Origin of the sequence: Streptomyces sp. NPDC059785 (genome assembly GCF_042732375.1) — a bacterium.
GTDB lineage: Bacteria > Actinomycetota > Actinomycetes > Streptomycetales > Streptomycetaceae > Streptomyces.
In genome coordinates this window covers 24,175-46,698 of the sequence record NZ_JBHWHV010000044.1, presented here as the reverse complement: position 1 = coordinate 46,698, position 22,524 = coordinate 24,175, and the positions used below count along the sequence as shown (strand labels likewise).

The window sequence follows — 22,524 nt, the reverse complement described above, 5'->3', positions numbered from 1 at the left end:
CGGGAACGGGGCGGGAACCGGGCCGGGGAGGTGCGCCGAGGTGGCCGATTCGGGTCCCGCCGGCCGGCCGGGTCCGGGCGGCGGGGAGTTCGTCGGACGGGCGGACAGTCTCGCGCTGCTCGCCTCCGCGCGGGAACGGGCCCGCGCCGGACACCCCCAGCGCATCCTGATCGAGGGCCCCGCAGGCATCGGCAAGACCGCGCTGCTGCGCCACTTCCTCCGGACCGCTCCGGATGCCGCCCGCGTCCTGCACGTAGCGGGCGAGGAGGCCGAGTCGGAACTTCCCTTCGGCGTACTGGAACAACTGCTCGGCACGACGGCCCGCTGGTCCGACGCCCCCGCGGCCGGTACCGAACTGCTGGAGACCCTGGACGCGGCACAGGAACCGCAAGCGGCGCGGCAGCCCGAGGAACCGGTCCACGTCGTGGTCGACGACGCCCAGTGGGCCGACCGGGCCTCGCTCCAGGCGCTCGCCTTCGCCGTACGGCGGCTGCGTGCCGACCGGGTCCTGGTACTGCTCGCCGTACGGGACGCCGACGACCCGCGGCTGCCGGACGGGCTGCGCCGCCTGTTCACCGCCGACGACGCGGTACGGATCGGGCTCGACGGACTCGGGCCCGCCGAACTGGGCGAACTCAGCCGGGAGCTGGGCGTGCGCGGGATGACGGCACGGGCCGCCGTACGGCTGCACGCGCACACCGGGGGCAGCCCGCTGCACGTACGGGCACTCCTGGAGCAGGAGGGGGCCGGGCTGCTCGAGGCGCTCGCGGACGACGACGTCGCCCCGCCCGCGCCCAAGTCGTTCACGGCGCTCGTCCTGGCCCGCCTCGCCCTGTGCGGTCCCGCGGCCGAGGCCCTGGTCTGCGCCGCCGCCACGCTGGGCACCACCTGCGTACCGGCCGACGCCTGGGCGGTGGCGGGGATCGACGCGGACGTGGCTGCGGCCACCGGAACGGCCGCGAGCCCTGGTACGGCCGCGAGCCCTGGTACGGCCGCGAGCCCCGGTACGGCCGCGAGCCCCGGAACGGATCGGGACACGGCCACCGGCACCAATACCGGCACCAGCCCCAGCACCAGCACCGGCACCAGCACCGGCACCGGCACCAGCCCCAGCACCAGCACCGGCACCAGCACCAATACCGGCCCCGGCACCAATACCGGCCCCGGCACCAATACCGGCCCCGGCACCAGTACCGGCCCCACCCCCGCTCCCAACAGCACCACCCCCGTCCCCCTCCCCGCCCTGGACGAGGCCGTGCGCGCCGGGCTGCTCACCGCCGCCCCCGGCGACCTGCTGATCCGCTTCCCGCATCCGCTCGTGCACGCCGCCGTCTACCACCACCTCGGGCCCGCCCGGCGCGCCACCCTGCACCTGCGAGCCGCCGCACGGGCGACCGACGAGGCGCAGCGGCTGCGGCACCGGGCGCTCGCGGCGACCGGCCCCGACCCGCTGCTCGCCGCCGAACTCGTCCTGCTGGGCCGCCGCTTCGCGGCCGACGGCGCCTGGTCGTGCGCCGCGACGCAGCTCGCCACCGCCGCCCGGCTGAGCACGGACGCGGAGCTGTACGAGCGGTACACGCTGGAGACCGTCGAGTGCCGGCTGCTCGCGGGCGACGTCCCGGACATGGCCGAGGCCGCCGAACGGATCGGCCGGTTCGCGCCCGGCGGCTGGCGCAGCTATCTGCTGGGGCGGCTGAGCCTCGCCGACACCGACCGGGCCCAGGCGCTGCTCACCGACGCCTGGCACCGCTGCGATCCGGCGAGCGAACCGGTGCTGGCCGCGCGGATCGCCGGACAGTTCGCCGCCCTGCACGGCAGCAGGGCGCACGGCGCCGGGATGGCCGAGTGGGCCGGACTCGCGCTGCGGCTCGCGCCGGACGACACGGCGACCGACATGATCCACTACCTCCGGCTGACCGGTCTGGCGATGAGCGGGCGCGCCGCCGACGCCCTGGCCGCCCTCGGCCCGCTGCCCGACCCGGCCCTCGCGACCCCCGCCCAGCTGGAGGAACTGCTCGGCCGGGGCAGCCTGCGCGAGTTCACCGGCGATCTCGACGGCGCCGTACGGGACCTGCGCGGGGTGTTCACCGCCTGCCACGGGCGGGCCGCCTCCTTCCGGGTGGTCGCGGCGACCGCCCTCTCCTCCGCCGAGTACCGCGCGGGCCGCTGGGACGACGCGACCGTGCACACCGACCTCGCGCTGTCGCTCGCCGCCGACACCGACCAGCCGCACATCGCCCTGTACTGCGGGCTGCTGGCCGTGCTCGTGCACTCCGCGCGCGGAGCGTACGGGCCCGCCGAGGCGCAGGCGCGCACGCTCCGCGCGTACGCCGGCGGCGGGCACGTCAACCCGGTGCTGTGGGCGGCGCTCGCCGACGGGTACCTCGCCCGGGCCCGGGGCCGCCCCGAGGAGGTCGTCGCGGCGCTCGAACCGCTGCTCGCGCTGGGGCCGCGCGGCACCTTCGAGGAACCCGGCACCGTGCCGTGGGCCGACCTCCTCGCCGACGCGTGGTGCGCGCTCGGCGAGGACAAGCGCGCGGCCGAGGCCCTCGCCCCGTACGAGGCGCTGGCCGTGCGGCGCGGGCACCACGGGGCGCTGCTGGTGGCCGCCCGCGCCCGCGGCACGCTCGAAGCGCTGCGCGGTGACACGGAGGCCGCCGAGCGGGCCTTCGAGTCCGGCGCGGAGCACGCCGCGCGGGTCCGGGCGCCGTTCGACCGCGCGCTGCTGCACCTCGCGCACGGGGCGTTCCTGCGGCGGGCCGGCCGGCGCACCCGGGCCGCGGAACGACTCGGACGCGCGCGTGAACTGCTGGCCGACCTGGAGGCGCCGCCCGATCTCGCGCGCTGCGAGCGGGAGTTGGCGGCCTGCGGGGTACGGACCGCCGGGCGCGGGCCGAGGACGCGGGGCGCCGCGCTGCTCACCCCGCAGGAACTCGCGGTCGCCCGGCTCGTGGCGTCCGGGCTGACCAACCGGCAGGTGGCCAGGGAACTCGTCATCAGCGTCAAGACCGTCGAGTACCACCTCGGCCGGATCTTCACCAAGCTCGGAGTGGACTCCCGCACCCGCCTCGCGACGGCCCTGACCGCCGGCCCTGAGGGCGGACCCCGGGAACTGCGGGCAGACCCTGGGGATTTCCCCGGGGCGCACCCCGGGGCGGGTGCGCGCCCCGCTCCGTAGCGTCGGCGTCGGTCGCGCTTCGCGCCGGTGCCCCGGCACGAGGACAGCGGTACGCGACGGGGGATGCACGCAACGGGGGCACAACGGGGGATGCACGCAACGGGGGACGCGACGACGATGAACGACGCCCACAAGACCACGGCAGATATCTCCGGGTCCACGACAGGCATCTCCGATTCGCGTGCGCGCAAGCCGCCGGCTTCTCACCTCCCCGAGGGGTCGGCTCCCGCTGCCGGGGCTCTGTCGCCGCCCCGGCACACGCCGGAACGGCGCGTCCACGACGCGCGGCGTCCGGCCGGGGGGTCCGCCCGGCGCACCGGCGGGACCCGTCCCGCCGGGATCCGCGCGGACGGGGGCGACACGGTGAGGGTCAGGGGTCCGGGACCGGGACCGGCGGCCACGACGACGGGCACGTACGTACGTCCCCGCGCGCGGCCACGCGCGGACGGCGGCGTACGGTCCCGCCCTCGCGGCGGTCCGACCGGCCGGAACCGGACGACGGCGCCCCGTACCCGGCGCCGTACCCCCTCACCCGCGTGCCCGCCGAGGTCGACTGGGGAGACCCCGGCGGGCACGCGCACCGGCCGAGAGGCCGGGGGCCCGGGCGGAAACCACCGGGGGGCGGGCCGCCCGGGCCCGATCACCGCTTGCCGGGCTGCTCGAACCCTTCGAGCAGCCCGCCTCCGGCGAATCGTCGTTGCCCTGGCTCACCGCTACCGCTACCGCTACCGCTTACCCGACCGCCCGAGCCGTTCGAGCAGCTCGGCTCCCAGTGCTTGCCGGAGTGGTTCCGGTGAGCGGGACCACGCCGTCGCCGCCCGGACGGTCTCCGCGTCGGCCCGGTCCGCGAGGGCCGAGACCGCCTCCGTCCAGTCGTCGTTGGCCCGGCCGCCGCAGCGCAGCGCCCGGTCGGCGAGGTCCGCGGCCGGCGGTGCGACGCCGAGCGCGCGCTCCAGCAGCGTGACGATCGCCGCGTGCCCGGTCTGCTGGTCCTGCCCGGCGAACGGGCGCCCGTCCGGCCCGAGCAGCCGGACCTCCACGGTGACCCCGCCGTCCTCGGGCGAACGGTGCACCTGCGCCACATGACCCGGCCCGTGCGTCCGCTCCAGACCCGCGCGCAACTCCGCCGCCACGTCCAGCGACAGCCAGCGGCGCGCCTCGGCCAGCGCCCGGTCCGCACCCCGCGCCCCGTGCGCGAGCAGGGCACGGACACACCCCGGGGAACCGCGCCGCGCCGCCGCCACCAGCGGCAGGTCGCCGGTGGGACCCGGCCGGTCCGGATCCGCGCCCGCCGCGAGCAGCGCGGCCAGCACACCGGCGTGCCCGAGCTGCACCGCCCACGTCACCGCCCGGAACCCGTACGCCTCCTCCAGATCGGGCGTCGCACCGGCCGCCAGCAGCGCGCGCACCACCGCGGTGTGCCCGCCGCAGGACGCCCCGCACAGCGCCGAGTCCGCACCCGCGCTCAGCCGGTCGGGATCGGCCCCGGCCGTCACCAGCAGCCGTACGACGCCGGGCCGGTCGCTCACCGCCGCCAGGTACAGGGCCGTCTGGCCGTCCTCGTCGGCCCACTCCGGATCGGCGCCGGAGCGCAGCAGCGTGACGACGGCGTCCTCGTCACCCTCGTACACCGCCGTGAGCAGACGGGCGCGCGGGTCGTGCGTGTTCATGCCCCCGAGCCTCGCTCGCCGGAAGCGGAAGAGGCAAAGCACCCAGGGGTGTTGTGCACCACTTTCGCACCACTCGGCGGAGGTGCCTCCTCAGGTGTCGCACTCCAGCACCGTGTGGCACAGGGCGCAGCGCGCCCGCACCCGGCCCCGTACCGGGACCCGGATGCGCTGGTGGCACGTCGGACACGGGAACGACACCCGCAGCGGGTCCCGGCCCGCCGCGGTGAACGTGTAGGGCACCCCGGGCTGCGGGCCCGGCGCCGGACGGGTCTGCGCCTGCCGCCGGTCCCGCGCGTAGCGGCGGCGGCCCGCCCAGCCCGCCGCCGTCAGCGGCGGCTGCTGCCCGTCCCGGCGCGCCTGCGTCATCCCTCTCGTGTACGCCGTGTACGCCTGCGGGCTGGTGAACCACACGGAGGGGTCCTCACCGAAGACCAGGGCACGTTTGGCCAGCACGTACCCGAACTCCTCCGGCGTGAGATAGCCGAGCTTCTGCGACGAGGCCCCGTCCTCCCGGTAGGCGTCGAGCAGCAGCCAGCCCGCCCCGAGATAGGCGGCCGCGGTGTCCGTGAGGATCTCGTTGTCGCGGGTGCCGGGGAAGGACAGATCCAGGCGGTGCAGGTAGACGTGCATGACCTCGTGGGCCAGTGCGGCGCCGATGTCGCGGCGATGCGTGCGGAAGCGGTCGTTCAGCTCGATGAAGTACTCGGGGCCGGCGGCCAGTTCGACATTGGCCGCGTGTGTCATCTCGCGGAAGCCGACGATCATCCGGGCGTCCGGCAGCCGGTAGTGCCGCACCATCTCGCGGGCCACCCGCTGCGCCCCCAGATGCAGGTCGTCGGTGTCGCAGAACGCCACGTCGGCGGGGGCGACACTGGTCGCGAAGAGCTGGACGGTGTCGTACGAGAGCCGCCGGTAGAGCGCGGTGATCGCCGACCGGACCGTGTCCAGATGTGGATAGCCGTGCTCGACCGGGCCGTCGTTCGTCACGTCCGCACCCCCTGAAGACGCCGGAGAAGACCCGCGCGCACCTGCCCGGACCTCGACTCGTCTCCACTGTAGAACGGGCACCACCGCCCGGAACGGGCGTACGACCGGGCTCCCGTGCACCGTGGCCGGATACACCGCACCCGGCGACGGCCTCAGGCGTCTGCCACGGGTACGGCGCCGGACGCCGCACCCCGGCCGACGAACCCCTTGCCGCCGCACCCCGGCCGACGGACTCCCTGTCGCCGCACCCCGGCCGACGGACTCCCTGTCGCCGCACCCCGGCCACCGCACCCCACACCGCGCACCAGTGCGCCGCACGGCCCCGGTCGGCCCAGGTGACCACATGCCGGACACCCGAGGTCCGGCCGGGACCCGCCAGGGCCGGGACCCGTAGGGTGAACACCCATGACCACCGGCCACACCAACGAAGCGACCACCCCCGGCACGACCCCGGACACGGCTCCCGGCACCGCCCCCGCCGCCGACTCCGTCGATCCCGCCGTCCGCGCCGAACTCGGCCGGCTGCGCGACAGCATCGACAACATCGACGCCGCCGTCGTCCACATGCTCGCCGAACGCTTCAAATGCACCCAGCAGGTCGGCCACCTCAAGGCCGCCCACCGACTGCCGCCCGCCGACCCCGCCCGCGAGGCCCACCAGATCGCCCGGCTGCGCCGCCTCGCCGAGAGCGCCAAACTCGACCCGGCCTTCGCGGAGAAGCTGCTGACCTTCATCATCGCCGAAGTGATCAGGCACCACGAGAGCATCGCCGACGACACCGGGAACGGCACGAACACCCCGCTCCGCCAGGGAAACAGTCCGGTCCGTCCGGGGGAGTGACAGCAGACGGTGACAGAGGCATCCTGTCTGAGCACTCTTCGTCAGGCAAAGGCCCGAGCCGCGAAGTGCCCGAGCCGTACTCTGTCGGTGCCAAACGAAGGGACGTCGTTCCGAGGGGGCGCCGCGCCATGCCGTCGGATGCCAAGATTCTCATCGTCGACGACCACGAGGACACGCTGTACGCGCTGGAGAGCGCACTCGCCCCGCTGGGCTACCGGCTGACACGGGCCACCAGCGGAGACGAAGCCCTCAAGGAAGTCCTGCGGGGACAGGTCGGACTCCTGCTGCTCGACGTGCGCATGCCCGGCGTGAGCGGCCTCGAGGTCGTCCGCTACATGCGCCGCGTCGAGCAGACCCAGCGAATACCCGTCCTGCTGCTCACCGGCTTCGGCCCCGACTCCGAACTCACCGCCACCGCCTTCCGCCTCGGCGTCGCCGACCTCGTCATGAAACCCATCGACCCCTGGATCCTGCGCACCAAGGTCCGCTACCTGTACGACGCCCACGAACGCGCCCTCGCCCTCGAACGCGAGGTGCGCGACCTGCGCATCCACCTCAAGGAACGCGACCGGACCTCCGTCCTCGCCCACCCCGACCCCCGGCTGCCCGTCCAGCGCGAACCCCGCCAGGAAGCACTGGAACCCCGCCAGGAAGCCCTGGAACAGGACCGCACCTGAACGCCGGGCGGCCCCCGCACCACCGGCCCCGCCGCCACCCGACAAAAGGCGCGAACGCGTACACCGCTGGGACATCCCCCGGCCATCGGGCAGCATGTCCTCCATGTCCGTACTGACGCGCGACGAAGCGCAGACCCGTGCCAGCCTCCTCGACGTCCACCGCTACACCATCGAACTCGACGTGTCCGTGGGCGACGAGACCTTCGACTCCCGCACCGTCATCCGCTTCACGGCGCGCACGGACGCGGACACCTTCGTCGAGATCAAGCCCGACCGGCTGCGCTCCGCCACCCTCGACGGACACCCCCTCGACCCCGCCGCCCTCGACGGCAACCGCCTGCCGCTCACCGGCCTCACCCGGGGCGAACACGAACTGCGTATCGACGCGACGATGCGCTACTCCCGCACCGGCGAGGGCATGCACCGCTTCACCGACCCCACCGACGGCGAGACCTACGCCTACACCCAGCTCTTCATGGAAGACGTCCAGCGCGTCTTCGCCGCCTTCGACCAGCCCGACCTCAAGGCCGTCTTCGAGCTGTCCGTCAAGGCCCCCGAGAACTGGACCGTCCTCGCCAACGGCATCACCGAACACCTCGGCCACGGACAGTGGAAGGCCGCCGCCACCCCGCCGATCTCCACCTACCTCGTCGCCGTCGCCGCCGGCCCCTGGCACTCCGTACGCACCGAACACCGCGGACTGCCCTTCGCCCTGCACTGCCGCCGCTCCCTCGCCCGCCACCTCGACGCCGACGCCGACGAACTCCTCGACGTCACCCGCGCCTGCTTCGACCGCTACCACGAGAAGTTCGAGGAGCCCTACCCCTTCGACTCCTACGACCAGGCGTTCGTCCCCGAATTCAACGCCGGCGCCATGGAGAACCCCGGCCTCGTCACCTTCCGCGACGAATTCGTCTACCGCTCCGCCGTCACCGACACCGAACGCCAGACCCGCGCCATGGTCATCGCCCACGAGATGGCCCACATGTGGTTCGGCGACCTCGTCACCCTGCGCTGGTGGGACGACATCTGGCTGAACGAGTCCTTCGCCGAGTACATGGGCTACCAGACCTGCGCCGAAGCCACCCGCTTCGACGACACCTGGACCGACTTCGGCATCGCCCGCAAGGCCTGGGGCTACGACGCCGACCAGCGCCCCTCCACCCACCCCGTCGCCCCCGACCCCGACGCCGTCCCCGACACCGCCTCCGCCCTGCTCAACTTCGACGGCATCTCCTACGCCAAGGGCGCCTCCGCCCTGCGCCAGCTCGTCACCTGGCTCGGCGAGAAGGACTTCCTCGCCGGCATCAACACCCACTTCGCCCGCCACAAATTCGGCAACGCCACCCTCGCCGACTTCATCGACTCCCTCGCCGCCGCCACCGACCGCGACGTCCACGCCTGGGCCGAGTCCTGGCTGCGCACCACCGGCGTCGACACCCTCACCCCCACCGTCACCACCGAGAACGACGGCACCTGCACCCTCACCGTGCACCACCACGGCAACCGCCCCCACCGCATCGCCGCCGGCCTCTACGACCACGACCTCGGCAGCCAGGACCACCTCGTCCTGCGCCGCCGGATCGAACTCGACGTCCCGCAACAGGACCCGGCCCCCCTCGGCAAGCGGCCCGCCCTGCTCGTCCTCAACGACGGCGACCTCTCCTACGCCAAGGTCCGCTTCGACACCGAGTCCTTCGCCACCCTGAGCGACACCCTGTCCGGACTGCCCGAACCACTCACCCGCGCCGTTGTCTGGAACGCCCTGCGCGACGCCGTACGCGACGGCGAACTGCCCGCCGCCGCCTACCTGGACACCGCCCGCACCCACCTCCCGCACGAGAGCGACCTCGCCGTCGTCCAGGGCGTCCTCGCCTTCGCCGCCACCCACGTCGCCGACCGCTACCTCCCGGCCGCCGACCGGTCCGCCGCCCTCGCCACCCTCAGCGACCTGTGCCGCGACTTCATCCGCCGCACCGAGGACGGCACCAGCCCCGGCCTGCGGCTCATCGCCGTACGCCACTTCATCGACGTCGCCGCCCACCCCGACACCATCAGCGCCTGGTTCTCCGAGGGCACCGTCCCCGGCGGCCCCGAACTCGACCCCGAACTGCGCTGGCGCATCCTCGGCCGGCTCGCCGTCCTCGGCGCCGTCGACGACGCCGTCATCGAGGCCGAACTCGTCCAGGACCCCAGCGCCACCGGCCAGGAAGGCGCCGCCCGCTGCCGCGCCGCGCTCCCCGACCCGCAGGCCAAACAGCGGGCCTGGGAGGAGATGTTCACCACCGACGACCTCTCCAACTACCTCTTCACCGCCACCGCCCAGGGCTTCTGGCAGCCCGAACAGGCCGACCTGCTGCACCCCTACGTGGAGCGCTACTGGGCCGACGCGGTCGCCGTCGCCGCCCGCCGCGGCCCCGCCATCGCCGAGGCGGCCGGCCGCTACGCCTTCCCCTTCCACGCCGTCAGCGCCGAAACGCTCCGCCTGGGCGAACAGTGCCTCACCGACGCCGACCCCACCCCGGCCCTGCGCCGCAAACTCACCGACCAGCTCGACGACCTGACCCGCGCCCTGCGCGTACGCGACGCCCACACCGAGACCGGGGAAACCTCAGCCACAGCCACGATCCACGCCCAGGGCCGCAAACAGGAACAGGACCCGGCGGGCAACGGAGCGCACTGACAGCGGCACGCTCGTGGGGCGCGGGGAACTGCGTGACCAGCCCCCACGGCCCGCAGCCGAAAAACGACGCACCGCAACTCCGTCAGCCGTGCGCCTAGCACCCCCGCACCCCCGACACACATCCCCCGCACGGCAGTACACCCCTTCGGGTTCCTGTCGCCGCTCTTTCCGCCCGCTCCGGAGCGCGCGCGGCCAAGCTGGATCACCCAGCCCGGCCGCGCCCACCGGAGGACGCCCATGAGCTCGCCGCCCCTCGCCTCAGGTCCCGAAGGCCCCGGCGCACTGCGGCCGCTGCTCGACACCGTCCTCGACGCCCTGCGCGCGGGCGGCGCCGCCCGCGGCGGCCCGCTCCCCGCCGGCGGACCCGACCACGTCGCCCGCGCCTTCCGGGAAGCCGTCGGCGAGATCCTGCCCCGCAAGGGCTCCGAGGACGCCCTGCACACCGTCGTACGCGTCCTCGCCCAGGGCTCCGCCGACCCCGCCGACCCCCGGTGCGCCGCCCACCTGCACTGCCCGCCCCTCGCCGTCGCCACCGCCGCCGACCTCGCCGCCGGCGCGCTCAACCCGTCCCTCGACTCCTGGGACCAGGCCCCGGCCGCCTCCGTACTCGAAGAACTCGTCACCCGCACCCTCGCCGAGGAGATCTACGGAGCCGGAGACAGAGCCGGAGACAGAGCCGGAGACAGAGCCGGAGACAGAGCCGGAGACAGCGGCGCGGAGACCGGCGCCCCCGGCCCCACCACCGCCGACGCCCTCGTCACCACCGGCGGCACCGAGGCCAACCAGCTCGCCCTGCTCCTCGCCCGTGAAACCCACGGCGGCGTCCGGCTGGTCTGCGGCGCCAACGCCCACCACTCCCTGACCCGCGCCGCCTGGCTGCTCGGCCTGCCCGAACCGGTCGTCGTACCCGCCCCCGCCGGCACCCTGGACCCCGCCGCCCTCGACGCGGCGCTCACCGCACTGCCCGGACCCCCCGGCTCCCTCCTCGTCGCCGCCACCGCCGGCACCACCGACGCCGGACTCATCGACCCGCTGCCCGGCATCGCCGACCTCTGCCACACCCACGGCGCCCGCCTCCACATCGACGCCGCGTACGGCGGCGGACTCCTCTTCAGCGACCGCCGCCGCGCCCGCCTCGACGGCCTCGAACGCGCCCACACCGTCGCCGTCGACCTGCACAAACTCGGCTGGCAGCCCGTCGCCGCCGGACTCCTCGCCGTACGCGACCCCAACGACCTGCGCGCCCTCGCCCACCCCACCGACTACCTCAACGCCGACGACGACACCCGCGCCGGACTGCCCGACCTCCTCGGCCGCTCCCTGCGCACCACCCGCCGCCCCGACGTCCTCAAGATCGCCGTCACCCTCAAGACCCTCGGCCGCGACGGACTCGGCACCCTCGTCGACCACGTCTGCGACCTCGCCCACGCCTTCGCCCGCCTCGTCGCGGCACACCCCGGCTTCGAACTCCACGACCACCCCACCATCAGCACCGTCCTCTTCCGCCCCGCCGGCGCCACCGACCCCGAAGTCGCCGCCCTGCGCCGCACCCTGCTCACCGAAGGCAGCGCCGTCCTCGGCCGAGCCCGCCTCGACGGCCGCCTCTGGCTCAAAGCCACCCTGCTCAACCCCCACACCAGCACCGACGACCTGGCCGCCCTGCTGGCCCTGGTGGAAGGACACACCGCCCGATGAGCCCGACGCCCAACCCCCCACGCCACGAACCCGAAGCACCCTGCGACCTGGTGGGCATCGGCATCGGCCCCTTCAACCTCTCCCTCGCCGCCCTCGCCCACCCCCTCACCGAACTCGACACCGCCTTCTACGAACAGCGCCCCGGCTTCGACTGGCACCCCGGACTCCTCATCGACGGCGCCACCCTCCAGGTCCCCTTCCTCGCCGACCTCGTCACCCTCGCCGACCCCGCCAGCCCCTGGTCCTTCCTCAACTACCTCAAGGACCGCGACCGCCTCTTCCCCTTCTACTTCGCCGAGCGCTTCCACATCCAGCGCACCGAGTACGACGCCTACTGCCGCTGGGTCAGCGACCACCTCCCCGGACTGCACTTCGGCCACCGCGTCGACGCCGTCCGCTGGCACCCCGACCGCACCCTCTTCGAAGTCGACTTCGCCCGGCTCGACGCCGACGGCCAGACCCGGTCCCTCGGCCGCACCCACACCCGCAACATCGTCGTCGGCGTCGGCACCGCCCCCCACGTACCCCAAACCCTCAAACCCCTCGCCGACGCCCCCGGCGTGCCCGTCATCCACGCCGCCGACTACCTCGAACACCGCGACCAGCTGCACACCGCCGGACACACCACCGTCGTCGGCGCCGGCCAGTCGGGCGCGGAGATCTTCCTCGACTTGCTGCGCAACCGCCCCACCGGCCAGGAAAGGATCACCTGGCTGTCCCGCACCGAGGCCTTCGCGCCCATGGAGTACTCCAAACTCGGCCTGGAACACTTCACCCCCGACTACACCCGCTACTTCCACCACCTCCCCGAAGCCGAACGCGACCGCCTCCTCGCCGCCCAATGGCAGCTCCACAAGGGCATCGACGCCGACACCATCGCCGCCATCCACGACGAGCTCTACCGCCGCACCCAGCACGGCGGCTGGCCCGACGCCGTCCTCACCCCCGCCGTCCACGTCCGCACCGCCGGCCGCGTCGCCACCAGCAAGATCGAACTCCATCTGGAACACGTCCAGCAGGGCACCCGCACCCGCCTCACCACCGACGCCGTCGTCCTCGCCACCGGCTACCGCGAACGCCCCCTCGGCCGCCTCCTCGCCGGACTCGACCCCCACCTGCGCCGCGACAGCGCCGACCGCCCCCGCGTCGACGACCAGTACCGGCTCGTCCTCGACCCCGCCGTCACCGACACCGGCTGCCAGATCTACGTACAGAACGCCGAACTCCACACCCACGGCGTCGGCACCCCCGACCTCGGCCTCGCCGCCTGGCGCAGCGCCTCCATCCTCAACGCCCTCACCGGCAAAGAGCCCTACCCGCTGCCCGAACGCACCGCCTTCACCACCTTCGGCCTCACCCCGCCCCCCGCCGGCCCGACCGGCCGCCGCGCCACCCCGACCCTCGTCCCGCTCGCCGACATCCGGTGAGCGCCGAGACACGAAAAAGGCGGCGCGGGCGGCCGTGGGACACACCCACCACCACCCGCGCCGCCCCGGTTCAGCGCAACGAAGCCGCTAGAACACCGGCGTACCGTCCCGCGTCAGCTTCCAGTCCACCGACGCGAAGTCCGCCGGGTCCAGCGTGCCCTTCGCCGTCACCCACTCCGCGATCCGTGTACGGATCTCCGTCGACTCCGACCACACCTCCGTCGCCGACGCCACATGCGGGAACGCACCGCCGCCATTGGCCCGGTAGTTGTTCACCGCCAGCACGAACTGCTGCGCGTCGTCCAGCGCCGCACCGTCGTACGACAGGTTCTTGATCCGCGAACCCGCCGCCTGCGCGATGTCGATCTCGTACTGAAGACCCGACACGTAGTCGTAGTTGTAGTCCGGCCGGTCGTTCGCGTTCGTCAGCTTCTCCACGTCGACCTCCGCACCGGCCGCCGTCTGCACGTAGTACTCCGCCGAGTACTCCAGGTACGCCCGCACCTGCGCACCCGTCAGCACCTTCGCGACCAGCGTGTTGTCGTACACGTACAGACCCGACAGATCCCGGATCGTCACCTCGCCCGCCGGGATCTGCGACGTCCGCGAGAACGGCGACGCCTGCGCGATCACCGGCAGCGACGCGTACTCCGTCCCCACCAGCGCCGCCTTGACCACGTCCTCCTGCACCTTCGTGATCAGGTCGATGATCGGCGCGTCCTTGTACCGCGCCTCCACCGTCGTCAGCGTTTCCGTCGCCGTACCGACCACCTGGTTCACGTACTTGACGACCGTCGCGTGCTCGTCCTTCAGCAGCTTCGTGATCTTCGGGTCGTCGGCGACCGTGTTGGTGTTCCGCAGCGACGCCTTCACCGACTCGACCTGCCACCGGCCCTTGTCGTAGGCCAGCTCGAAGTCGAACAGCGCCAGCCGCTCCGCGTAGCACAGCGGCTCCGACAGCACGACCGTCTTCCCGGTCTTCTCATTGCTCACGAGCTGCTGCTCGATCTCCACATGCGCGTGCCCGACCAGGATCGCGTCGATCCCCGGCACCTGCCTGGCCACATTGGCCGCCGCGTTCTCCACGTACGGAAGCTGATCCCCCCACGACGACGTGCCCGACGCACCCGTGTGCGCCGAGACCACCACGATGTCCGCACCCATCGACCGAAGCTTCGGCACCCACTTCGCCGCCTGCTCCTCGATCCCCTCGAACGCCAGCTTGCCCTGCACATACGCCTTGTCCCAGATCGCGATGCCCGGGTTCGTCAGCCCCAGCACCGCCACCTTGACCGGCGGCGCACCCTTCACATGGAACTTCTTCATGAAGTACGGCTGGAACGCCGGCTTCAGCGTCTTCGCGTCCACCGCGTTCGCACCCAGCAGCGGGAAGTCGCACTGCGACTCGAACTTCCGCAGCGTCTCGATGCCGTAGTTGAACTCGTGATTGCCCAGCGCCACCGCGTCGTACCCGATCGCGTTCATCGCCTGCGCCATCGGATGCACCGGACCACCCTTGGCGGTGATCGGGTCCACCTTCGCGTAGTAGTACGTCAGCGGGGTGCCCTGGATCGTGTCGCCCGCGTCCAGGAGCAGGGTGTTCTCCCGGCCCCGCTCCTTGCGGATCTGCTTCACCAGCGTCGAGATCCGCGCCAGACCCTGCGCGTTGCCCGCCGTGTCGCTGTACTCCGCGTCCTTGAAGTAGTCCCAGTTGAAGACATGCCCGTGCAGATCGGTCGTGCCCAGCACCGTCAGCGCGTACGTCTTCTTGTGCTTGCCCGAGTGACCCCCGGAGTGCTTCCCGTGCCCCTCGGCCACCGCCGCCTGCGCACCAGGAGCCGCGACCGCCCCCGTCAGCGCCACTCCGGCGCCCGTCACGGCGGACCTCTTCAGAAACTTCCGGCGGTTCAACGGCATGGGGCCTACTCCTCGACAACGGATCACGAATCACGGATCACTGACGCGCCGACCACGGATGATCGACGCGCGTAGCTCTGACAAAGGCTTAAACAACGCGCGTAGATTCTCACCCACCCCACGCATCGCGGAACAGGTCCCGCAGGTTTCGATCTGGTGACCGATGGGCACACCGGAACCTCCACCAGTGCCAGAGTGGGGCGTATGACTCCTGGTAACGAGGCGCCCGCCCTTCCCGCCCCTTACGGCACCCCTGACGCCCCCCGCATCACCGTCCGCGGCGAAGCCCACCTCGAAGTCGACCCCGACATCGCCCGCATCGGCATCACCCTCACCGCCCGCTCCACCGACCGCACCACCACCCTCGCCGGCCTCACCCACCGCAACACCACGACCACCGACCTCATCAAGAGCTACGGCGAAGCAGTCGAAAAACTCGAAACAAGCGCCTTCTCCGTCACCCCCGAACTCACCAAACACGGCCGCGGCGAACGCATCCGCGCCTACCACGGCCACGTCCACCTCACCGCCGAACTGAACGACTTCACCGCACTCGGCGAACTCACCACCCGACTCGCCGACCACGACCTCGTCCGCGTCGACGGCCCCTACTGGGCACTGCGCCCCACCTCACCCGCCCACCGCGACGCCCGCCGCCAAGCCGTCCACGAAGCCGTCCAACGCGCCCGCGAATACGCCGACGCCCTCGGCACCACGCTCACCGCACTCCTCGAACTCACCGACACCGGCACCGACGCCCCCCACCTCCCGGCCGCCACCGGCCGCGCCCTGCGCGCCAAGGGCTACGGCGGCGCCCCCACCGAGGACACACCCGCCGCCCTCGACCTCGAACCCCAGCGCCAGCACGTCCACGCCGAGATCACCGCACGCTTCACCATGGCCCCACCCCGCCTCTAGAGCCACCACCCGGAACACGCCCGGCACGACACGCGCACCACCAGGCACAACACCCGTACGCGCTCATCAGAGCACCCCGCCGCACAATTCAACACTTGTCAACAACCCTTCATACAAAGGCCGTTGAGTAGTCATGCCCACCCAATTCTCTACCCACCGGTAAGCCCTAGGCTCGCCTCATGCGCCGAGCAAAAATCGTCTGCACCCTAGGGCCCGCCACCGACTCCTACGACCAGATCAAGGCACTGGTCGAAGCCGGAATGGACGTAGCCCGCTTCAACCTCAGCCACGGCAGCTACGCCGAGCACGAGGAGCGGTACCAGCACGTACGGAAGGCCTCCGACGAGACCGGCCGCAGCGTCGGCATCCTCGCCGACCTTCAAGGCCCGAAGATCAGACTCGGCCGCTTCCACGAAGGCCCCGTACTCCTTGAACGCGGAGACACCTTCACCATCACCGTCGAAGACGGCGCACAAGGAGACCGCCACTCCTGCGGCACCACCTACGCCGGACTCGCCGACGACGTCACCCCCGGCGAACGCGTCCTCGTCGACGACGGCAAGGTCTGCCTCGAAGTCACCGCCGTCGACGGCCCCCGCGTCACCACCACCGTCATCGAAGGCGGCATGGTCTCCGACCACAAGGGCCTCAACCTCCCCGGCGTCGCCGTCTCCGTCCCCGCCCTCTCCGAGAAGGACCAGGAAGACCTCCGCTGGGCCCTGCGCACCGGCTTCGACGTCATCGCCCTCTCCTTCGTCCGCAGCGGCGAGGACATCATCGACGTCCACCGCATCATGGACGAAGAAGGCCGGCGCCTCCCCGTCATCGCCAAGGTCGAAAAACCCCAGGCCGTCGACAACATCGACGACATCGTCGCCGCCTTCGACGGCATCATGGTCGCCCGCGGCGACCTCGGCGTCGAAATGCCCCTCGAACAGGTCCCGATCGTCCAGAAACGCGCCGTCAAACTCGCCAAGCGCAACGCCAAGCCGGTCATCGTCGCCACCCAGATGCTCGACTCGATGATCGACAACTCCCGCCCGACGCGAGCGGAGGCGTCGGATGTCGCCAACGCCGTGATCGACGGCACGGACGCCGTGATGCTGTCGGGCGAGACGAGCGTCGGCAAGTACGCCATCGAGACGGTCAGGACGATGGCCCGCATCGTCGAAGCGGCCGAGGAAGACATCCTCGCCAAGGGCCTCCCGCCCCTCAACGAACGCAGCAAGCCCCGCACCCAGGGCGGCGCCGTCGCCCGAGCGGCGGCGGAGATGGGCGACTTCCTCGGCGCCAAGTTCTTGGTGGCCTTCACCCAGTCCGGCGACACGGTCCGCCGCCTCTCGCGCTACCGCTCCCCGATCCCCCTCCTCGCCTTCACCCCCGACTCGGCGACCCGCTCCCAGCTCAACCTCACGTGGGGCGTGGAAACCTTCCTCGGCCCGCACGTCGACTCCACGGACGCGATGGTCTCCCAGGTCGACGAACAGCTCTTGCGGATCGGCCGCTGCGAGAGGGGCGACCTGGTCGTGATCACGGCGGGTTCGCCGCCCGGCGTCTCCGGATCGACGAACCTGGTCCGCGTCCACCGCATCGGCGAGGACGGCGACATCCACTGACCCCGGTGCCGGGCCCCTCGTCGTCAGTGCTTGGGGCCCACGTGGACATCCATGAGGGCTACGGAGGCTTTGCGGGCGACGGAGATGTTGAACGGGTCGCTGCCGCGGGCGAGGGTGGTCCACTGGACGCCCACCTTGTCGAGGGTGTCGCCGAAGAGCTGGGCAGGTGCTTGAAGTAGACCTTGATGTCGTGGGCGCCGACTGAGCGGACGCGGCACGTGGCGTTGCGGGGGAAGACCGTGCGTAGGGCGTCTTCGGCGGCGTCCTGGAGGCCAGGCCAAGAGTCGTCCAGCGTGACCATCAAGCTTGGCACCCTGTGCTTCGCGTAGTGGCTGATGTGCCCGTCGCCTAGGTACAAGCTGAGCAAGTAACCATAGGCGGCACCAATAGCTGACGGTGCCAAGCGGTACGCCGAGCCTCCGAGCGGCGTCAGCGTTCTTTGTGCCGCCGCGCAGCAGCGTGAGGGCCCGCTGTCGCACTTGTGTGCTGTGAGCGTTCATATGGCCACTCTGCGTGAGCAGGTGTAGGTGCAGCAAAAAGCGGATGTTCACGACAACGTGAGCATCCGCTTCGATAGGCTGACCTTCGAGATGAAGGAAAAGTGCCCCAGGTGGGACTCGAACCCACACTGTCCGCTGTTTGAGAGCGGCCTCTCTACGTTGGAGTACTGGGGCCTCGCAAAGGTAAGGGAACTGCAACCCCTTGCGCCCTTACCTTACCCCAGCTAGGTAGGCTCTTGGGAGCAGTACCCGCCCTGAACGAGGAGCCCCCCGTGACCACCCCCGAGACGCCCCAGCCCGCTGACGTGGCCGACGACGACAAGTCGCACGTTCCTCCGCTGACGACCCGCGTCGTCATCGCCGAGGACGAGGCGCTGATCCGTCTCGATCTGAAAGAGATGCTGGAGGAGGAGGGCTACAGCGTCGTCGGCGAGGCGGGCGACGGTGAGCAGGCGGTGGAGCTGGCCCGGGAGCACAAGCCGGACCTGGTGATCCTGGACGTGAAGATGCCGAAGCTGGACGGCATCTCCGCGGCGGAGAAGATCGCCGAGGAGAGCATCGCCCCGGTGCTGATGCTGACCGCGTTCTCGCAGCGTGACCTGGTGGAGCGGGCGAGGGACGCGGGCGCGATGGCGTACCTCGTGAAGCCCTTCAGCAAGAGCGACGTCGTGCCGGCGATCGAGATGGCGGTGTCGCGGTTCACGGAGCTGAAGGAGCTGGAGAAGGAGGTCGCGGACCTCAGCCAGCGCCTGGAGACGCGGAAGCTGGTGGACCGTGCGAAGTCGGTGTTGCAGACGGAGTACGGGCTGACGGAGCCGGCGGCGTTCCGGTGGATCCAGAAGACGTCGATGGACCGGCGGATGTCGATGCAGCAGGTGGCCGAGGCGGTCATTCAGGACGCGCAGGAGAAGAAGTCGGCGAAGGGCTGACCGTTCGGAGCGGGACGTAGAAGGAGGCCCGCACCCCGTTTCCCGGGGTGCGGGCCTCTTTGCGTTCTCTGCGTTCGCTGAGCGCCGTACGTTCAGTCCTCGCCCAGATAAGCCTTGCGAACCGATTCGTCGTGGAGGAGGTCCTGTCCCGTTCCGGAGAGGACGATGCTGCCGATTTCCATGACGTGGCCCTGGTCGGCGAGGGAGAGGGCGGCTTGGGCGTTCTGCTCGACGAGCAGGATGGTGGTGCCCTGGGCCTTCAGTTCGACCACCGTGTCCATGATTTTCTGCATCATGATCGGTGAGAGGCCCATGGAGGGCTCGTCGAGCATGAGGAGCTTGGGCTGGGACATCAGGGCGCGGCCCATGGCGAGCATTTGCTGCTCGCCGCCCGACAACGTACCCGCTGCCTGCTTCCGGCGTTCCCCGAGGATGGGGAACAGGTCGTACGCCCGCTGAATGTCCCTCTCGATGCCTGCCTTGTCGGTGCGGAGGAATGCGCCGAGTTGGAGGTTTTCGGTGATGGTGAGGCGGGGGAAGATGTGGCGGCCTTCGGGGGAGTGGGCGAGGCCGAGGGCGACGATTTTGTGGGCGGGTATTCCGGTGAGGGGTTTCCCGTCGAAGGTGATGCGGCCCGAGGTGGGTTTGAGGAGGCCGGAGAGGGTGCGCAGGGTGGTGGTTTTGCCGGCGCCGTTGGTGCCGATGAGGGTGACGATCTGGCCGGCTTCGACGGTGAAGGAGATGCCTTTGACGGCTTCGATCTTGCCGTAGGCGACCTTGAGGTCTTCGACCTCCAGTAGGGCGGTCACTGGGCGTTTCCTTCCTTGCCGGCGGTGCCGCGCGACCCAGTGGCGTCGGCGGCGGCTTCGGCGGCTTCCGCGGCTTCGACTTCGGCGACTTCGTCGGCGCCGGGGGCGCCTTCGAAGGGGGTGCCGAGGTAGGCGGCGATGACGCGTTCGTCGCCCTGGACGACGTCGCTGGTGCCTTCGACGAGTTTTTCGCCTTGGACGAGGCAGGCGACGCGGTCGCAGAGGTTGAAGATGAAACGCATGTCGTGCTCGATGACGAGGACGGCTATGCCTTGGTCGCGGATGGCGAAGACGAGTTCTTCGGTGGCGCGGGTTTCTTGGGGGTTCATGCCGGCGGTGGGCTCGTCGAGGAGGAGGAGTCCGGGGTCGCTGGCGAGGGCGCGGGCGATTTCGAGCTTGCGTTGTTCGCCGTAGGGGAGGTTGCGGGAGAGGTGGTCGGCTTTGTGGGCGAGGCCGATGAACTCGAGGAGTTGCATGGCGCGTTCGCGGCTGGCGGCTTCGGCTTTGCGGAAGCCGGGGCCGCGCAGGAGGGCTGACCAGAGTCCTTCGCGGGTGCGGGTGTGGCGGCCGACGAGGACGTTTTCCAGGACGGTCATGTTGGCGAAGAGCCGGATGTTCTGGAAGGTGCGGGCGATGCCGGCTTTGGTGACGAGGTGGGGTTTGGGCGGGAGGACGGTGCCTTTGTAGGCGACTTTGCCTTCGGTGGGGACGTACAGGCCGGTGAGGCAGTTGAAGAAGGTGGTTTTGCCGGCGCCGTTGGGTCCGATGAGTCCGACGATTTCGCCTGCGTTGACGGTGAGGTCGACGTTTCGTACGGCGGTGAGTCCGCCGAATCGCATGGTGACGCCTGCGGCTTCGAGGACGGGGCTCGTGGTGGCGGGGCTGGTGGCCTTGGTGCTGGTCATGGTGGTCACGCCCCTGCCTTGGTGGCGCCGACGGTGGTGTCGGGGAGGCTCTGTTCGGGGATGTCGGTCTGGCCGGTTTCGTGGAATTCGAGTTGGCGCCGGCGGTTGGCGATGATTCCTTCGGGGCGGAATCGCATGAGGAGGACGAGTGCGATGCCGAAGGCGAAGAGCTGGAATTCCTTCAGGAAGCTGAGTTTTTCCGGCAGGAGGTAGAGCAGGGTGGCGCCGAGGATGGGTCCGCCGACGGTGCCCATGCCGCCGAGGACGACGGCGGCGAGGAGGAATGCGGAGTTCGGGGGGACGGAGCCGGCGAACTGGTAGGGGGCCGGGTTGACGCTGTAGCCGACGTGGGCGCTGACGGTGCCGGCGAGGCCGGCGAGTGAGGCGCCGAGGGCGAAGGCGATGAGTTTGACGCGGAAGCCGTTGATGCCCATGGCGGTGGCGGCGGTCTCGTCCTCGCGGATGGCGATCCAGGAGCGGCCGATGCGGGAGTCGGCGGCGCGGTTGAAGACGAGGACGACGATCGCGGTGATGACGAGCATCAGCAGGAAGTAGTTGGCGAAGCGGCCGAGGGTGACGAAGCCGGCGTCGTGGTCGGCGCCGAAGTTGAAGCCGAAGATCTCCAGGTCGGGGATCATGGAGATGCCGTTGGGGCCGTTGGTGAGGTTGGGTCCGGAGGAGCCGTCGAGGTTGTTGACGGTGATGCGGAAGATCTCCCCGAAGCCGAGGGTGACGATGGCGAGGTAGTCGCCGCGCAGGCGCAGGGTGGGTGCGCCGATGAGGACGCCGAAGACGAGGGAGGCGGCCATGCCGGTGAGCATGGCGGCCCAGAAGGGGAACTGGACTCCGGAGAAGCGGGAGAATTCGCTGCCGGATACGAGGGCTGCGGCGTAGGCGCCGACGCCGAGGAAGGCGACGTATCCGAGGTCGAGGAGTCCGGTGAGGCCGACGACGATGTTGAGGCCGAGGGCGACGGTGGCGACGATGAGGATGTTGACGCCGAGGTTGGCGTTGTGTTCGTCGTTCTCGACGAAGGGGAAGACCGCGGCGGCGAGGAAGGCCATGGAGGTGGCGAATCCCTTGTGCCGGGCGTTGAGTTCGGCGAAGCGGTCGAAGAGTCCGGCGGCGAAGAGGGCCCAGGCGCCGAAGACGACGAGGAGCAGGTAGCCGATGAACGTTTCGCTGGCGTCGGGGTCGACGCCGATGCCGTAGGTGAAGACGGTCAGGGCGCCGGCGGTGGCGGCGGTGATGAGGAGGCGTTCGGCCCAGCCGGCGAGGGTGCCGAGGGGTGGGACGTTCTCGGCCTTGGTGATGCGGTCCTTGAGGGTGGTGCCGGGGCCGGGCAGGGCGAGGGCGCCGAGGAGGGCGAGGAGTGAGGCGACGGCGGCGAGGTAGGCGCCGGGGTCGAGGGCGACGAGGCCCTTGAGGTCGACGGCGATGGCGATGGCGCTGAACCAGCAGACGGCGAAGGCGCTGGTGGCGGCGAGGATGACGGGCGCGGTGGCGTTGGCGGGGTTGAGCCAGCCGAGGCCGCGGACGTGGTAGCCGGTGAGTGCGTAGAGCAGGGTGAGGGCGCCGGCGACGAGGGCGAGGATCTGGAGTCCGGCGGGTGAGCCGTAGTAGGTGAGGTCGCCGGGGAATTCGTCGGTGTACGTCCAGGACATGAAGGTGCTGGCGATGGTGCCGACGGCGCCGGTGGCGATGAGGGGGAGGGCGGCGGCGGCCGGGAGTTTGACGAGTCCGCCGTGGGGTGCGTGGTCGGTCTTCATGGTG

15 protein-coding genes, 1 tRNA gene and 1 pseudogene are annotated in these 22,524 nt (G+C 71.3%); 9 read left to right on the top strand and 8 right to left on the bottom strand.

Features of this window, described 5'->3' with window-relative positions; translation table 11 throughout:
• Nucleotides 1–40: 40 nt before the first annotated feature.
• The gene (locus ACFV6E_RS28950) at nucleotides 41–3,178 is read left to right on the top strand and encodes an AAA family ATPase (protein ID WP_385465587.1); all 3,138 of its coding nucleotides are present in this window, start codon (nucleotides 41–43) and stop codon (nucleotides 3,176–3,178) included.
• Between the two features lie 725 nt (nucleotides 3,179–3,903).
• Here ACFV6E_RS28950 and ACFV6E_RS28945 read toward each other — a convergent pair.
• Nucleotides 3,904–4,848 (bottom strand): ankyrin repeat domain-containing protein, encoded by a 945-nt coding sequence (locus tag ACFV6E_RS28945; RefSeq protein WP_385465584.1) that lies wholly within the window; start codon nucleotides 4,846–4,848, stop codon nucleotides 3,904–3,906.
• Between the two features lie 90 nt (nucleotides 4,849–4,938).
• Nucleotides 4,939–5,835 carry a hypothetical protein gene (locus ACFV6E_RS28940; RefSeq protein ID WP_385160053.1) on the bottom strand — a complete coding sequence of 299 codons (897 nt, stop codon included), beginning with the start codon at nucleotides 5,833–5,835 and terminating at the stop codon, nucleotides 4,939–4,941.
• Nucleotides 5,836–6,240: 405 nt separating this feature from the next.
• Between ACFV6E_RS28940 and ACFV6E_RS28935 the strand changes: the two genes are divergently transcribed.
• The 5 genes from ACFV6E_RS28935 to ACFV6E_RS28915 all read left to right on the top strand — a co-directional run bounded on the left by ACFV6E_RS28935 (nucleotide 6,241) and on the right by ACFV6E_RS28915 (nucleotide 13,157).
• Nucleotides 6,241–6,675, top strand: a complete 435-nt coding sequence (locus ACFV6E_RS28935) for a chorismate mutase (RefSeq protein WP_385160051.1) — start codon at nucleotides 6,241–6,243, stop codon at nucleotides 6,673–6,675.
• Nucleotides 6,676–6,803: 128 nt separating this feature from the next.
• Entirely contained in the window at nucleotides 6,804–7,352 is a 549-nt protein-coding gene (locus ACFV6E_RS28930) for a PleD family two-component system response regulator (RefSeq protein WP_385465582.1), read from the top strand.
• A 94-nt stretch (nucleotides 7,353–7,446) separates the two neighbouring features.
• Entirely contained in the window at nucleotides 7,447–10,035 is a 2,589-nt protein-coding gene (gene pepN / locus ACFV6E_RS28925) for an aminopeptidase N (protein ID WP_385160047.1), read from the top strand.
• A gap of 237 nt (nucleotides 10,036–10,272) precedes the next feature.
• The gene (locus ACFV6E_RS28920; RefSeq protein WP_385160046.1) at nucleotides 10,273–11,730 is read left to right on the top strand and encodes a pyridoxal phosphate-dependent decarboxylase family protein; all 1,458 of its coding nucleotides are present in this window, start codon (nucleotides 10,273–10,275) and stop codon (nucleotides 11,728–11,730) included.
• Complete coding sequence (locus tag ACFV6E_RS28915) at nucleotides 11,727–13,157, top strand: lysine N(6)-hydroxylase/L-ornithine N(5)-oxygenase family protein (RefSeq protein ID WP_385465579.1); 1,431 nt, start codon at nucleotides 11,727–11,729, stop codon at nucleotides 13,155–13,157. The genes ACFV6E_RS28920 and ACFV6E_RS28915 overlap by 4 nt, the downstream gene beginning before the upstream one ends.
• Nucleotides 13,158–13,244: 87 nt before the next feature.
• Here ACFV6E_RS28915 and ACFV6E_RS28910 read toward each other — a convergent pair whose 3' ends face one another.
• The gene (locus tag ACFV6E_RS28910) at nucleotides 13,245–15,074 is read right to left on the bottom strand and encodes a bifunctional metallophosphatase/5'-nucleotidase (RefSeq protein ID WP_385465576.1); all 1,830 of its coding nucleotides are present in this window, start codon (nucleotides 15,072–15,074) and stop codon (nucleotides 13,245–13,247) included.
• 204 nt (nucleotides 15,075–15,278) lie between these two features.
• Here ACFV6E_RS28910 and ACFV6E_RS28905 point away from each other — a divergent pair, with 204 nt between their 5' ends.
• Together ACFV6E_RS28905 and pyk are read left to right on the top strand one after the other, a co-directional pair.
• On the top strand, nucleotides 15,279–15,992 hold the full coding sequence (locus ACFV6E_RS28905; RefSeq protein ID WP_385160041.1) for an SIMPL domain-containing protein: 714 nt from the start codon (nucleotides 15,279–15,281) through the stop codon (nucleotides 15,990–15,992).
• 179 nt (nucleotides 15,993–16,171) lie between these two features.
• Complete coding sequence (gene pyk, locus ACFV6E_RS28900; protein ID WP_385465573.1) at nucleotides 16,172–17,608, top strand: pyruvate kinase; 1,437 nt, start codon at nucleotides 16,172–16,174, stop codon at nucleotides 17,606–17,608.
• Between the two features lie 23 nt (nucleotides 17,609–17,631).
• Here pyk and ACFV6E_RS28895 read toward each other — a convergent pair.
• Together ACFV6E_RS28895 and ACFV6E_RS28890 are read right to left on the bottom strand one after the other, a co-directional pair.
• Nucleotides 17,632–18,108 (bottom strand): annotated as a pseudogene (locus tag ACFV6E_RS28895) (helix-turn-helix domain-containing protein).
• Nucleotides 18,109–18,210: 102 nt separating this feature from the next.
• Nucleotides 18,211–18,282 (bottom strand) — tRNA-Leu (locus ACFV6E_RS28890).
• A 98-nt stretch (nucleotides 18,283–18,380) separates the two neighbouring features.
• Between ACFV6E_RS28890 and ACFV6E_RS28885 the strand changes: the two genes are divergently transcribed.
• The gene (locus ACFV6E_RS28885) at nucleotides 18,381–19,037 is read left to right on the top strand and encodes an ANTAR domain-containing response regulator (protein WP_385160037.1); all 657 of its coding nucleotides are present in this window, start codon (nucleotides 18,381–18,383) and stop codon (nucleotides 19,035–19,037) included.
• A gap of 92 nt (nucleotides 19,038–19,129) precedes the next feature.
• Here ACFV6E_RS28885 and ACFV6E_RS28880 read toward each other — a convergent pair whose 3' ends face one another.
• Genes ACFV6E_RS28880 through ACFV6E_RS28870 form a run of 3 tightly spaced genes read right to left on the bottom strand, consistent with a single transcriptional unit; the run spans nucleotide 19,130 to nucleotide 22,520 of the window.
• Nucleotides 19,130–19,846: an ABC transporter ATP-binding protein gene (locus tag ACFV6E_RS28880; RefSeq protein WP_385160035.1), complete on the bottom strand. Its 717-nt coding sequence runs from the start codon at nucleotides 19,844–19,846 to the stop codon at nucleotides 19,130–19,132.
• Nucleotides 19,843–20,751 (bottom strand): ABC transporter ATP-binding protein, encoded by a 909-nt coding sequence (locus tag ACFV6E_RS28875; RefSeq protein WP_385160178.1) that lies wholly within the window; start codon nucleotides 20,749–20,751, stop codon nucleotides 19,843–19,845. The genes ACFV6E_RS28880 and ACFV6E_RS28875 overlap by 4 nt, the downstream gene beginning before the upstream one ends.
• Before the next feature lie 5 nt (nucleotides 20,752–20,756).
• Complete coding sequence (locus ACFV6E_RS28870; RefSeq protein ID WP_385160176.1) at nucleotides 20,757–22,520, bottom strand: branched-chain amino acid ABC transporter permease; 1,764 nt, start codon at nucleotides 22,518–22,520, stop codon at nucleotides 20,757–20,759.
• Nucleotides 22,521–22,524: the final 4 nt, after the last annotated feature.

Bases quoted from the DNA above. Each gene is read 5' to 3' on its own strand.
- pyk (WP_385465573.1), top strand. From the start codon at position 16,172: ATGCGCCGAGCAAAAATCGTCTGCACCCTAGGGCCCGCCACCGACTCC.
- ACFV6E_RS28935 (WP_385160051.1), top strand. From the start codon at position 6,241: ATGACCACCGGCCACACCAACGAAGCGACCACCCCCGGCACGACCCCG.
- ACFV6E_RS28870 (WP_385160176.1), bottom strand. From the start codon at position 22,520: ATGAAGACCGACCACGCACCCCACGGCGGACTCGTCAAACTCCCGGCC.
- ACFV6E_RS28915 (WP_385465579.1), top strand. From the start codon at position 11,727: ATGAGCCCGACGCCCAACCCCCCACGCCACGAACCCGAAGCACCCTGC.
- ACFV6E_RS28905 (WP_385160041.1), top strand. From the start codon at position 15,279: ATGACTCCTGGTAACGAGGCGCCCGCCCTTCCCGCCCCTTACGGCACC.
- ACFV6E_RS28930 (WP_385465582.1), top strand. From the start codon at position 6,804: ATGCCGTCGGATGCCAAGATTCTCATCGTCGACGACCACGAGGACACG.
- ACFV6E_RS28875 (WP_385160178.1), bottom strand. From the start codon at position 20,751: ATGACCAGCACCAAGGCCACCAGCCCCGCCACCACGAGCCCCGTCCTC.
- ACFV6E_RS28945 (WP_385465584.1), bottom strand. From the start codon at position 4,848: ATGAACACGCACGACCCGCGCGCCCGTCTGCTCACGGCGGTGTACGAG.
- ACFV6E_RS28920 (WP_385160046.1), top strand. From the start codon at position 10,273: ATGAGCTCGCCGCCCCTCGCCTCAGGTCCCGAAGGCCCCGGCGCACTG.
- ACFV6E_RS28910 (WP_385465576.1), bottom strand. From the start codon at position 15,074: ATGCCGTTGAACCGCCGGAAGTTTCTGAAGAGGTCCGCCGTGACGGGC.
- pepN (WP_385160047.1), top strand. From the start codon at position 7,447: ATGTCCTCCATGTCCGTACTGACGCGCGACGAAGCGCAGACCCGTGCC.